11 protein-coding genes are annotated in these 12968 nt (G+C 59.0%); 3 read left to right on the forward strand and 8 right to left on the reverse strand.

What is annotated here, in order from left to right:
* The 7 genes from Q0792_RS13255 to Q0792_RS13285 all read right to left on the reverse strand — a co-directional run bounded on the left by Q0792_RS13255 (position 1) and on the right by Q0792_RS13285 (position 8188).
* Entirely contained in the window at positions 1-2343 is a 2343-nt protein-coding gene (locus tag Q0792_RS13255) for a phage tail sheath C-terminal domain-containing protein (protein ID WP_298841292.1), read from the reverse strand.
* 15 nt (positions 2344-2358) lie between these two features.
* Complete coding sequence (locus Q0792_RS13260; protein ID WP_298841296.1) at positions 2359-3093, reverse strand: hypothetical protein; 735 nt, start codon at positions 3091-3093, stop codon at positions 2359-2361.
* A complete protein-coding gene (locus tag Q0792_RS13265; RefSeq protein WP_298841299.1) occupies positions 3093-3668 on the reverse strand; it encodes a DUF4255 domain-containing protein in 576 nt (191 codons plus the stop codon). Before Q0792_RS13265 ends, Q0792_RS13260 begins: the two co-directional genes overlap by 1 nt.
* 173 nt (positions 3669-3841) lie before the next feature.
* A complete protein-coding gene (locus tag Q0792_RS13270) occupies positions 3842-4456 on the reverse strand; it encodes a hypothetical protein (RefSeq protein ID WP_298841302.1) in 615 nt (204 codons plus the stop codon).
* The gene (locus Q0792_RS13275) at positions 4453-6099 is read right to left on the reverse strand and encodes a transporter substrate-binding domain-containing protein (protein WP_298841305.1); all 1647 of its coding nucleotides are present in this window, start codon (positions 6097-6099) and stop codon (positions 4453-4455) included. The genes Q0792_RS13270 and Q0792_RS13275 overlap by 4 nt, the downstream gene beginning before the upstream one ends.
* Entirely contained in the window at positions 6093-6899 is an 807-nt protein-coding gene (locus Q0792_RS13280; RefSeq protein ID WP_298841307.1) for a bifunctional 2-polyprenyl-6-hydroxyphenol methylase/3-demethylubiquinol 3-O-methyltransferase UbiG, read from the reverse strand. The genes Q0792_RS13275 and Q0792_RS13280 overlap by 7 nt, the downstream gene beginning before the upstream one ends.
* Complete coding sequence (locus Q0792_RS13285; protein ID WP_298841310.1) at positions 6896-8188, reverse strand: transporter substrate-binding domain-containing protein; 1293 nt, start codon at positions 8186-8188, stop codon at positions 6896-6898. The genes Q0792_RS13280 and Q0792_RS13285 overlap by 4 nt, the downstream gene beginning before the upstream one ends.
* A 233-nt stretch (positions 8189-8421) precedes the next feature.
* Here Q0792_RS13285 and Q0792_RS13290 point away from each other — a divergent pair, with 233 nt between their 5' ends.
* From Q0792_RS13290 to Q0792_RS13300, 3 genes are read left to right on the forward strand one after another with little or no spacing between them, the layout of a single operon-like run.
* Entirely contained in the window at positions 8422-10929 is a 2508-nt protein-coding gene (locus Q0792_RS13290) for a hypothetical protein (RefSeq protein WP_298841317.1), read from the forward strand.
* Positions 10930-10936: 7 nt separating this feature from the next.
* Positions 10937-11470 (forward strand): hypothetical protein, encoded by a 534-nt coding sequence (locus Q0792_RS13295; protein ID WP_298841320.1) that lies wholly within the window; start codon positions 10937-10939, stop codon positions 11468-11470.
* A gap of 52 nt (positions 11471-11522) precedes the next feature.
* Positions 11523-12254: a DUF4157 domain-containing protein gene (locus Q0792_RS13300; protein ID WP_298841323.1), complete on the forward strand. Its 732-nt coding sequence runs from the start codon at positions 11523-11525 to the stop codon at positions 12252-12254.
* Positions 12255-12293: 39 nt separating this feature from the next.
* Here the strand turns inward: Q0792_RS13300 and Q0792_RS13305 are convergent, their stop codons facing one another.
* Entirely contained in the window at positions 12294-12968 is a 675-nt protein-coding gene (locus Q0792_RS13305; protein WP_298841885.1) for a hypothetical protein, read from the reverse strand.

Genomic DNA, 12968 nt, shown 5'->3' on the forward strand with positions numbered 1-12968 from the left:
TTATGATTTCTGCATTTGTTGCTGGAACGTGATCTCGATGAATTCCGCCGGACGTGTCACGGCCACCAGGACGGTGATCAGCAGCTTGCCCTCAAGAATATCCACCGGCGTCATCGTCTCGCCGAGGCCGACATGCACGCTGAACGCATCGGTAGGCACGGCACCCGCCAGACCGCCCGCTTTCCAGACCGAGGTCAGGAAGTTTTCGATCATCGACCGGATCGTGACCCAGGTCTGGGCTGTGTTCGGTTCAAAGACATAGGCCTTGGCCGCGAGCCGGATCGATTCCTCGATCATGATCATGGTGCGGCGCACGTTGATGTAACGCCAGTCCAGGCTGTTGCCATCGAGCGTACGCGCGCCCCAGACGAGGGTCCCCTCACCAACGAACGGCCTGATCGCGTTGATCGATTTGCCCGTTGTGGAAACGTTGAGGTTTTCCTGCTGGCCGTGATCGATGTTGACCATCGGCCCGGTGACGCCGGCTACCGAAACGTTTGCGGGCGCTTTCCAGACACCCCGCGTGTTGTCGACGGCCGTATAGACGCCGGCCATGGCTGCCGCGGGTGGCATGACGTTCATATAGGCGGCGATGGCATTCATCACGTCCGTATAGAGCGGCACGGTGGCCCGCATGGTTTTATCGATCGTGCTGGTCATCGGGTCTGGCGGTGGATTTTCGTCCACGACGCCATCGACGAGGATCTTGATCTCTTTCGCCTCGGACAGTTCGCCGCCGACAACCAGTTTGTAACGGACGGCGGTTTCAGCGCCGCGGAACTCTGCGTTGGGGGCAAGCACGATATCGGTGCCATCAACCGTCCAGACACCCACACCCTTGCGGGTTACGGTTTTGTCTTTCACGGCAGCCACAGCAGCGGCCTCTGCCTCTGCTACGGCGGTCTGCAGCGGAGCAAGATCCGCATCGTCAGCCGCGTCATTCAGTGCAGTGCGCGCGGTCTGTACCGCGTCCGAGGCGTTCTTGACGGCCACTTCGTCAACAGCATCGGCGCCCAGCAGAACCACGTCATCAATGGTTGTGCCTTCTTCGGCGACCGAGATCTTTACCGGCTTTTCCTTGACCACATCGGGCAGGCCGATCACGTCAGAGCCGACAGAGACAACGATTGTCCGCGCGGAGGTTTTGACACCTTCGTTGTCGGTGACCACGAGCTCAAAGAAACCGCCGGACCCGTCGCTGCCATTATGCACGAAACGGATCTTTCCGTCGTCGATGTCTTTTTGCGTAAAGGCAAAGACCGCATCGGCACCTGCGAGCGCTTCTGCGCCGGCGTTTTTGGCGCCGGTGACGATCTTGCCTTTCATCTGTGCCAGAACATCCGCCGGATCGCCCTCGATCTTGTACTGAAGCTCGGAGGCCTCTGCGAGGTCGTCGGCTGCGTTGATATCAGTACCTTTCAGCACGGAGATGCCGCCCCTGGTCACCGAGATGGTAAAGTCCCCTGTCACCACTGCAGTGCCGACCTTGAGGATTTCAGGCACCAGCGCCTTGTCCATATTTACCGAGCGTTTGAGCAGCGAGATAAACTTGTTGCGGCTGCCCAGCTCTATGTTTTCAAAGGTAAAGTCGCGCGACTGGTATACCGCGCTGTCGAGCCAGGGATAGTAAGCCGCACCGTAGTCGAGGTAATTTGCGCCAACATCCATGCGGAACCGTGCGATCGGGTCGCCACGCGGGCTGCGTTCATCGAGGTAACCGCCATGTACGTCCAGAATGGCGAAACGGTTTTTCATCGTGTAACCGCAGTGCGCGAGCATCTGTTGCTGAACCTTGGCACCGTTCTGGCGGTTCAGGCGCGTTGTCTCGGGGATCACAACCATCGTCGGCTCTGGTTCTTTTTCCAGCCGCTTGATCGCTTTGAGCATTGCATCGGCGTCAATGGGGTCGCTGTAGGACCCGATTGAAGTGACGTAGCAGGTGCCGCCACCATTGAGAAAGAATGCCCGCATCGCCGAGTAAAGCGTATAGGCGGTGTTCGTCTGGATCAGTTCGAATTTTTCAGGACCCGCAGGTCCGTTGGCTGTAAAAACTGCCTGTGGCAGCTCGGCGGCTGCGGCCATGTCTGCATCTTCGCCATAGGGCTGGCCGGTTCGCTCCTCGAAAGGCTGCATTCTGAACACCGGCTCCGGAGCGCCGCCGAAATAGCCATGATACTCCGAGACCGAAGTGATCTTCATCGGCGTCTCGTGCAGGGAAACGTTCCCGTTCACCGCTTTTTCAGTATAGCCGATAAAGGCCGGAACTGCCGTTGCGACCTGCACGACAGAGTTGGGAAAGGCGCTCTTTTCGACAATGTAGACGCCGGGGGTTTTCATGACCATGCTTCGGGTCCTCCTTTAAAAGATCGATACGTAAATGTCGGATTGGATCAGCGCGCCGGCCCCGTCGGGCGCAGGCACTGAGGTGAAAAGCGGCTGCGGTGCGGGCAGCACAGGAATGAGTGTGCGGGGGCCAAACGGTCCCGGGCGCGAGAGGCTGAAACGCTGCAGCGGCCTGGCCCGTGCTGGCAGGGCGCTGCGCGTGCGGATGACGTGGGCGGGTGTTCCATCGGGCAGATCGACCGTGCCCAGCGGGTCAAATTCCACTTCACCCTCGCTGTCTTCGATAATCACTTCGTCACTGCCGGGACCTGTCACATGATAAGCCCAGTGAGAGGCGACAGCTTCGCAACGCAGCGTCATGCGGCGCAGACTGCCGGGCACCAGACCGATGCTGACCTGAGCAAGTTTGCGGCTTGCCGCCGGCTGCGGCACCTCAGAGGGTCCTGCGGCACTGAGCAGCGCGTGATCAAGATGCCCGGGCAGGCCGATCTGCGGTACATACGTCCAGTCCGCCCCTTCGGTCAGTGCGATTACATCCGTGTTCTGTACATCCAGATCGAGTGACACGCTTTCGGGAAGATCGGTGTTATCTTCTTCTGCAACGATCAGCACCTTCGGGCCCATTTGCCGCAGCAGCAGACCCGCTTTGTCAAAACCGGCAGCATCACTCGGGCGAACGGTAACCGGGGGCATGTTTGGTGCGTAGTAATCGTGTTCCAGTCTCAGCTGCGCAATTGCCCCCCAGGTCATCAGCTCGCCTCCGATGGTCTGGCTTCGCCACCCGGCGCCCGGATCAGCGGTGTGATCGACCGCACCGCGCCTGCGTCGATCATGACCGAGCGCATCTTGAACATAACAGATGGTACGTAACGACCCCCAAGGTTGCCCCAGAGCTGTCCGACTTCCTCGACCTTCAGGTTCGAGATTTCGACGGTCAGCTGTGCGATACCTGCGGGCATTTCTGGCACCAGCTGGGGGGTCATCACCGGATTGGCCTGGAAAAACATCAGCGCCGCGGATATGAGCTTGAGCCCCTCGCCGTAGATTTCCGGATCGTGGCCCGAAGCGAGCATAAAATAGATGTCCAGATGGACTGGCGGTGCCATACCCATCTGCACCGCTGAACGTGGCCGGCTTCCGCGCGGAACCGAATCCTGTGCAATATTGGTCAGAAAAAGCGTCAGGCGGTTGCGCGATTCTGCTGTGGGTTTGCCCTCCGCATCCGACAGCGGGCCCACGGCGACCAGATCCTCTGACACAGCGAACAACGCGGACAGATGCGCGTTCAGCCGGTCGCTCACGAGGGTTAGGGCGTGATCAATCACAGCGTCGCTCCACCTCCTGTTTCAGACAGGTAAGAAAAGCCGGCGCAAAGGGAATCGCAGAGCGTGGCAGCAGCTTCACCTTTCTTTAACAGCTTTCCGCAGCGTAACCATGAGTTGTTCAAAAGCAATATCGTTCGCCTGATTTTTTCAATTTTTCCGGGTGGAGCGCATCATTATTCTACTTTTGGTCCATACTTCAGAACGGCTTTCACGACGCCCGACACAAGCAGGCCGCTCGCAAGAAACCACAGAGAAACATAGAGATAGATACCCAGCATCAGCCGGTCGTCGCTTTGCTGTGAAATCACGGTATTGGCCCGCCCGACGATTTCGTTTGCGCCAATGACCGAGGCGGTAGCCGAAGCCATGATGATGATGAGAAAGTACTGTGTCCAGGCGATCACAAAGGTTTCGCGGGCCCCCGGACTGCCCGCCGCCCGCTGCTGGAAATACCCCAGCGACTGATCCGAACAAAAACCGATCACAGGAAAGATCAGCGCCAGCGATGCTTTTATCCAGAGCGGGACAGGATAGATATTACCGCCCAGGTCAAGCTCGCTGGGGATCATCGAGGCCATATAGAAAAGCAGAACAAAACTCGGGACATTCCGGCAGATGTTGGTCGCGAGTCTGGATGGCGCATCGAGCAGTGTCACCCCGCCGTGGCGGAGCCGCCCGAAGCCCATACCGATGATCGTGCCGACGCCCATTGCGATAGCGGAAATGATCAGGTTCATCGCGAAACCTGCGGCCAGATAGCTGGTGTGTGGGAGAACCTCTGCAATCATGCGCGCACCAGCCTGCGCCGCAACGCCCTGAAGACCCACAACAGGCCGAGCACCAGCAGAAAGTAAAACACCAGCAGACCATTCATCATCGTGGCGGTGTCCGCACCCTCTGAGACCAGAAGATTGATGGTCGAGATCAGCTCACCAACCGCGATGGCACTTGCCATGCCCGCTGCCTTTACGATGTTCACGCAGGCGGCCACCAGCCCGTCAAACCCGCGGGAGATTGCGCCGGGCAGCAGAGACAGTAGCGGTGTCCCAGGTCGTTCTCCCTGTTCTGCCGTGAGGGCGTGGCTGAGGATGATCGTATTTGTTGCGCCGGCATAAAGCGACAGGATCACCGCCGCGATCCCGAAGGATCCGGGCACAAAGCCACCTGAGTTCCCGAGGATACCGCCAAGACCGAAGAAAACGATATAAAGCTGAAGGATCGGAGGGGTCATCCGGGCCACGGTGATCAGCGCCTTCTGGGGCAGGAGCAGGATCCGACCCAGCAGGCCAAACCGGGAAAGCGTGGCATTCAGCAGCGACAGGGTCACACCCACAGTCAGCGACCCGACGATTGCAAGCGCGCTGAGACCCAGTGTCAGAGCCAGACCTCTGGCCAGACGCGCGCGGTTATACGGGCTGGCGGCGGCGCGCAGATCAATGCCGGTGATGTCATAGAGCGTAACGATCCAGCCAGGCGGATCAGGGTCGGGCGAAGACTGCAGCGGCGCCTCATTCAGGCATCTGTCGCGGTGCTGGCCGGTCTGAGGGTCCCGTGCACAGACCCCTTTGCCATTCTGTGTGGCCCGCCAGAGCGCATGTTTGCCAAGCACGAAATCGCTGCGCGGTATGCTCCATTTGTCCTGCAGTTCCAGGATGCGGCCCGAAGCATGCCATTCGCCAATCATGTCGGAGACAAAACGGCCAAGGTCTTCCTGTTCGGTCCCCTTTGCGACGAGAATGGCCCAGGGGGTTACCAGAATGGCCTCGTCCATGATGCGAAGGGCCGGGTCGGGCTGGGCCAGTATCAGCTGGGCCAAGGCTGTGTCGTCAAAGGCCCAGCCAACGCAGCGCTCCTGCTGCAGCGCCAGCCGCGAGTCCCGGTTGGACGAGAAATACTCGCCATCAATCCCGTACTCCTCTTCGAGCGCCCGGTTATAATATGCGCCGCGGTTCAGGCACAGTTTTTCGCCGCGCAGATCCGCCCATGACCTGAAATCATATTCCCTGCGGGTCAGCACGACGACCCCGCTGGAGTAGTAGTTGGGTTGCAGCAATCCCGATTGCCTGCGCCGCTCGGCTGTATCACCGGTCGTCGCAATCACCACATCCACAACGCCCTGATTCACGCGTCCCATGCGGTTGCCCGAAGTTACCGCCTGAAGCTCGAGTTCTACGCCCATACGGCGCGCCAGATCCCGTGCAAGGTCGGGTTCCAGCCCAACAATCGCGCCGTTCGCATCGCGCATACCCCAGGGAGGATAGTCGTCCTTGACCCCTGCAATCAGTGTTCCGCGCTGCAGGATATGAGCCAGCCGCCCCGTCGGGTCATCGGGCATCCTGGCGACCATATCCGGAGAAACATTCTGAGCCAGGGCGCCCTGAACCTGCAGCGTCAGGAGCAATGCCAGAATGGGGGCCAGCACTCTCAGCATGAGGCCTCTGCACATATTCCGTAGCCCCAGCGCACCGGGCAGACGGGCGTCAGCAAACGATCGATCCAGCGTGCCAGTCCGTTGTGCAGTAACCAGCTTTCGGGCAATACGCTTTCACAACTCAGGCGCTCCAGCGCAAAACCGGCTGCTGTCAGCTCGCGTGTCAGTTTCTGTGGATCAAAAAGCTGGTAGTGCAACACCACGTCCTGTCCGTCGTCCGTGCGACGGCGGTAATGGACCAGCCCGTCGCGCGCGCTGTCTGTCTGTTCCGAGCGGAAACGTCGTGCGCGATTTGGAACAGAAATGAGCAGGCGACCCGCCCCTGGTTTCAGCGCGGCCCGCATCCGGCCAAGCGCGTCAGCGCGTGCTGCCGGGTCCGTTATGTGCCCCAGAACGCCGAAAAGGCAGAGCACCAGATCGACCCGGCCAGACACCTCGATATAGTGATCAAGGTCGGTCGTTTCCGGTCCGATGACCGCCAGGTCGGTCCAGCCCGAAGCAGCGGCCCGGGCGCGTACTGTTTCCAGTGCCGCCGGGCTGACGTCAAACCCCGCCGCCCGTGAGACAAGGCCCTGGAGGCGCAGCAGATAGCGCCCGCTGCCGCAACCGAAATCCAGCACCGCCGCGTCGGGGCCGAGCAGATGCGTGATCCGGCGCCACATTGTCCTGTTCGGGCTGGGATAGCGTCTGTCATAGAATCCGGATGTAAAATAGAGCTGATACGACGCGCGTGTGGTCGCGTCGCCCGGGGTCACCGGCGGCGTGTCCGCGTCGGGTTTTTCTGTCTCGTGGACGGTCAATTCGGGCTGACGCTGCCGGTACCCAACACGTCCTCCAGCCGCTTGCGCCAGTCGCGGTTCCGCATCTGTCGAATGAGCGCCCGGTCAATCTGGCGTCGCAGATCTTCGGACACGGACGTATGCGAAATACCCCAGCCATAAGGCTCATTGCGATAGACATTTGGCAGGACGGCGATCTTGCCTTCGTAAGTATCCTGACGGCTCAGGTAAGTCAGGGCGATCCAGTCACCCAGCACGGCGTCCACCTCATCTTTGGCCAGAAGGTTGGCAGCCTGCCGCCAGCTGCTGACGAGGCGCACACCGCCGGCCAGTGCAGGATCATCGTCGACGGTAATGTCTTCCCGCTCGGGGTCTTCCGGATTGCAGACCAGCTGGTTGACACGACGATCCAGCGCGGACGCCACGTCTGACCCGGGTTCAGTGTCGCTTTTGAGTTTGCCGTATTCGGTCAGCAACAACGCCTGAGCCGTCGAGCAATCCAGCGTGGCGATGGTCATATTGGTAAGTTCAGATGCGGGAACTTTTTGCTGCGCGCCGACAGAACCTACAAAGGCCGAGGTCAGAACGCCCAGCAGGGTTGCCGAGAGTGCCGTACCGACGACGGCCAGAAAGATTTCCAGCACTTTGGCGACCGCGGTCGAATATCCGTCTCCGACGCCCCGCAGCCCGATGGTCCGGATGATCGACTCCAGCAGCGATCGCAGCCACAGAGACGTGCGCCCGCCGGGATCGTTTTCCTTTGCAAACAGCAGCCAGCGGATGAGGAACGCCATGATCAGGTTAAAGGTCAGAAAGAGCAGAACCGCCTGGGCGACCGTAGGGTGCAGAATGGTTTCAGACACAATCTTCCTGGCCTGCGTAAAATCGATTGCATTCGACGGCGGCAAAGCCAGAGCCAGCCCCGATGACAGGTACTGCTGGGAGAAATCATAGGATTCCATGCGCTGGGACGTGATTGTCAGAGGTGCTATGACGACGTCTATCCGGCCGGATACCAGCCCGACTTCCTGACCGTCGATTGTGTTGCACGCAACAAAGGTCACTTCGGGTGCTACCGAGCGGCCTACATCGTCCAGCACAAACAGCGATCTCTCGACACGGCGCCAGAGGTCATAGGCAAAACCGGCCGGTGCGCCGGAACTGTCAAAGAAGGAAAAAGGTTCCGCGTTGTCGCGCAACGCTACCACAATATCTCCGCCCGGACGGACCTGCGGGCATGCGTGTGCGGAAGGTGCAAAGCCGGTGACTGCGCTGACGAGCACTGAGAACAGGAGCAATGCGCGGATCATCAGTCTTTGCTCTTTTCCGGAGTTTTATGGCTTCAATTCAACTATTTAAACGAGAAACGGGTAATTTTTATCAACCCTAAGGCAACAATCCGCCGATATGCAAGAAACAATTCATGCGGGAACCTGGAATTCGGCAACAACCTATACTCTTGATATGACGTAAGGTCATCTCTACCCTTGCGGGAACGGATTATGTTCAATCCCCGTTGCGCTTTTGCAGGAGCTGGCCCCGGATGAGAATACGTGAGGCTCAGAGATACCGGCAGCAGTCTGCGGGTCCCTCAGCCGCCCGACCCGCGCCGGTCCCGCAGGATGGACCAGGTCTGTCCGGTCTGCGGGCCGCGGCAGATCTCAGCCACCCCCGCCAGCAAACGTCAGCGCTTCAGGCGCGCGCGCGCGGGCACAATGCCACCGGCGCCCGGCCTGCAGTACCGGTTATGCAACGCGCCGCCGTGATCCCCTATGACACGTGGAAGTCACGCAGCACCAAGGCCGGCATGAAGCGTTCGGAACTGCTGTTGCGGATCGATGAGGCACTCATCCTGTATCAGGCCTCTGTGTTTCTTGACGTCAAAACGCAAAAGACCCGGCTGCAGGCGCTGAGCAGAAGGATCAACGCCTGGATCGGATCGAAGAACGCGAAATATGCCAGCAAGAAGCGTAATTCGCGCCGCATGAAAGAGGTGCAGGACCTTAAAGATCAGGTGGATGCCAAACAGATTGAGCTGAACAATGTGCCGGACGACAACCCGGATGTTGGCAAAAGAACGATTTTTACATTCGACGTTTACAACCGCATCCGCCTGCGCGTGCAGCAGATCATGTCTGTCCCGCCGAGGGATATTGAAACCGCGACGGCTGAAAAGATGGTGTCGGGCCTTGCAGAGATGCGTGAGCAGGTGCGCGATATCGACGGCTACCACGACCCTGTAACGGCGATCTGGGATGCCTGTTCTGTCATGATCGCGCTGGGGGAAACACGTCTGAATGTCGCGGTGGCGGCGAAGACGCGCAGGAGGCATCCCCGCCCCGTCCCGCTGGAGCGTTATAAGTCACGGTACCGCCGTCATTATGCCCGCGCCGAAGCGCAGATCGCTGCCCAGAACGATACGGGCCATACCGTTGCGCCGCACGTGCTGGCCTCAATGCAGAAGACGCGTGAGGATGTGGCTCTTTATTCTTCTGTCGCGGGCAAGGGTGATGGCGCAGAGGCGGATTTTGATCTGCCCGAAGGGTTCGAGGACTCGATGGACCTCGCTGGTGAGGCCATGAACGCGCTGGGCATGCAGGGCACGGGCGGCGTCGGAAACGAGGGCCTTGAAGACTACTGGAAGACCACAATTCCAGAAGGTGAATCCGAACAGAAGACCGCAGCCAAACAGATGGCGGCTACCATCATGGGCGGGTTGCACAGTGCCATTGAGGACGACCCCGGTGCCATGGACAAGGTATCGGGCGGCGCGGATATCGGTGCGAGCGCGGTGATGAGCGTCAGGCTGGGGGCCGAACTGGGCCGGCTGTTTGCCATTGTCTCTGACTGTAACCGGCGGCTGAAAACAGACCCCGGGAACAGCAAGCTGAAGGCAAAGCGCCGAAAGGCCATCGCAGAACTGACCTTTCTGTCGACTGTTGGCACCACCGAAATGCTGGGAAAGTACCTGGGCGGCGCCTTCACCGCGATGCGGGGGGACGGGCACAAATTCGACTCCAACATGTTCAGCAGTGACAGCACGGATGTCAGCACCGACATGAAGCTGACGGGTGATGCCGCGGGCGTGGTCCTCGGCGCCGTGAACAGCGTCAAAGACATTGTAAACATGTGCAAGAATATCTTTGCCCGTGCGAAGCCGGTCAAAAACGACAGTAAATCGCTGGGTGAGCATGGTCAGGATCTGTTCGATTCCGTGCACGAGATTGCCGGTGCGACCAACAGCGTGGCGAAATCCTATTCGGCCGTGCGCAAACTCTACGAGCAGATCGCGGCGGGCGGACAGATTGCCTCTGAAAATGCCGGTGCTGTGTCCGATGTAGTGCGCGGCACTGTCAATAATGTGCCTGTTATCCCCGTGCTCGGCCTGATCAAAGGCTGTATGGATTTTGTGAGCGAGGGCATCAAACTGGCCCGCACCGGTCACGCTGCGCACAAGGCCAAAGCGATGGGCAAAAAGCTCACCGCACAGTTCAGTGAACCGCTTTACCTTGCGTTTGTTGTCACCAGAGACAAATTCGTAAAGCAGATCAACCGGGCAATCATTGATCTCATCCACGCGGCCGCCTCTATTACATCCGGTGCTCTGTCGGTCAGTGGACTGGGTGCCGGGATCGGTGCGGCCATCGGAATGGTATCTCTCGCGGCCAAACTGACACAGACCGGTATCCGCAAATTTAAACAGCATCGACGTGATAAAAAAGGCGGCGAAGAAACCAACCTGGAAAAGGCCGCAGCAACAGCGGATGGCGAAGAATTCGTCAATCACGCGCTGTTGCTCACTCAGGAAAAACTGGCCGGCAAGAAAAAGCGCGGACGCTATAACCTCGACAAGACCACCGCCAACAAAGAGTTCCGGTATAATTTTGCGGCGATGGAAATCCTCCGTGCACCGGAAGAAGAGCGCAAATGGTTCTTTGATGCACTGAACATACGTCGGGATGTTCAGCGGATCGAAAACAACGACACACCTGGCTTTAACAAAGAACAGGCCAAAATGGCGCTGATCATCAAAAGCCTCAAGGAAAGGTAGACCATCAGTGGCAACGCCCGAAGAGATGGCAGATGCACTGGACAGGGCAGGATTGCGCCCCGTGCTGACAGACTGCGCGCCGGAGCCCTATCATATCGCGGTTCCGTTCCCCGATCAGAGTGTCGAGGAAGAGCCGGTTCTGCGGATCAACCTGCTTGCTTCCGCAGATGGGGATCTTGAACTGTGGCAGTTTATTTCGGTCATCCCGGCGCAGGCGGTGTCCGACCGGGCGTGGGCGCTGGTGCGCAACATGCTGAACACGGTGAACCTGTCACTGACAGTTGGCAAAGTGCTGGCGATCGAAGACGAACAGATGATCTATTTCAGCTGCAATCATCTGGCCCCGCCCGGAGACAGCGCACTGAAGAGCGGCCCGCCAGTGGCGCACTTTATTCTGGAGAATCTGGTGGTGCTTACTCCGGCGCTGGTTGACGCGCTGAGTACCGATCCGCCGCCTGATTTCGGCGCTGCAGAAAGGGTGTTGGATGAAACGCACAAGGCTTTGAGCGAACTCGCAGAGGCAATTTCAACTGAGAGGTGAAAAGCTCTCTGAAATGTGCCAGGATAGCTCGCATACCGAAAAGGACGTAACTATGGCTCAGATATTCGCATCGGAACGCAGTCAGGTCAGCACCTCTGCCGCCAAATCCGGCAGAGGAAGTGGCGACACTGCTCCCGAACTGGTGCTTGCTGATCTTCAGAGCGATGCGGACCGGAGTGCCGCAACAGGGCGTCTTGCGCAGATGCAGAGCCGCGAGCGTGGTCCGGCACAGCGTATGGAGGAGGAAGAGCTGCAGGGCAAATTTATTGGTGAGCCGGCCCAGCGAATGGAGGAAGAAGAGGCTTTGCAGGGTAAGTTTACCGGCGACACGGTCCAGCGGATGGAAGAAGAGGAACTGCAGGGCAGGTTTGCTGAAAAGCCGGCCCAGCGGATGGACGAAGAAGAAGCGCTCCAGGGTAAGTTCGCCGCAGCACCCGTTCAGCGCACAGAGGACGGCGGCGGGATGCCTGCGGGTCTGAAGGCAGGTGTTGAAAGCCTTTCCGGGATGGCGATGGACGACGTAAAAGTACATTATAACTCGTCAAAGCCCGCGGCGCTGCAGGCGCATGCCTATGCGCAGGGCACCGATATTCACCTCGGCCCCGGGCAGGAGAAACACCTGGGCCATGAAGCCTGGCACGTCGCTCAGCAGAAACAGGGCCGGGTCAAACCCACGATGGAAATGGGCGGCACGCCTGTGAATGATGATGCGGGTCTGGAAAGCGAGGCCGACACGATGGGTGCCAAAGCCGCTCAGATGGCGTCAAAGGATCCGGAGACCTGATCTCACGCTGCCCACCCGAACACTTCGCCCCAGGCGGACTCAGATCACCTTGATCACGTCTTTGTCGATGGCCAGCATGTAACCGCGCCGCGCGATATTCTTGACGAGCAGTTCAGATACGATCTGGTTGCCAAGCGTATCCCGAAGACGTTTGATACGGGTAGCACCGGCGGCTTCTTCGCAATCTGCCGGGCTGCGGCCCGAGATCATCCCTTCGATTTCTGACCCCGACAAAACGTCATCGTCCATCCGGGCTTCAGCCAGTACCGACATTGTCTCCATGGCTGCATCAGTCAGGCGGAAGCCAAGGTTATTCAGATAGACGGTGTTTTCCTCGCGGCTGATCAACAGTGAACTGACCTGGATACCGGCACGTTCGATCTGAGCCATACGGCGATTAAAGCCGACAAGCAGCACCAGAAACACCAGTGCTGCGACGAGCATTGCCGTCGCAAAAACCAGCAGCACAAAAATCACCAGCCGGTAACTGGCCAGCGTATCGGAAAACGCTGTGCCTGACTGGGCCAGTATCTCAAGCAGCTTTATCTCGGCCTGTGCCGTCAGGTTGTCGTTTTCGATAAACAGCCGTTCAACACGGGCATTGAAAGCATTTGCATCGGGCAGTGCCCAGAACAGCATTGCCGCGGCAACGGCCAGTATCAGGACAATACCCACAATACCAAAAACCGCGATCCGCCCGCCAGAGCGGCGCAT

Origin of the sequence: uncultured Roseobacter sp., assembly GCF_947495025.1 — a bacterium.
Taxonomy (GTDB): Bacteria; Pseudomonadota; Alphaproteobacteria; order Rhodobacterales; family Rhodobacteraceae; genus Roseobacter.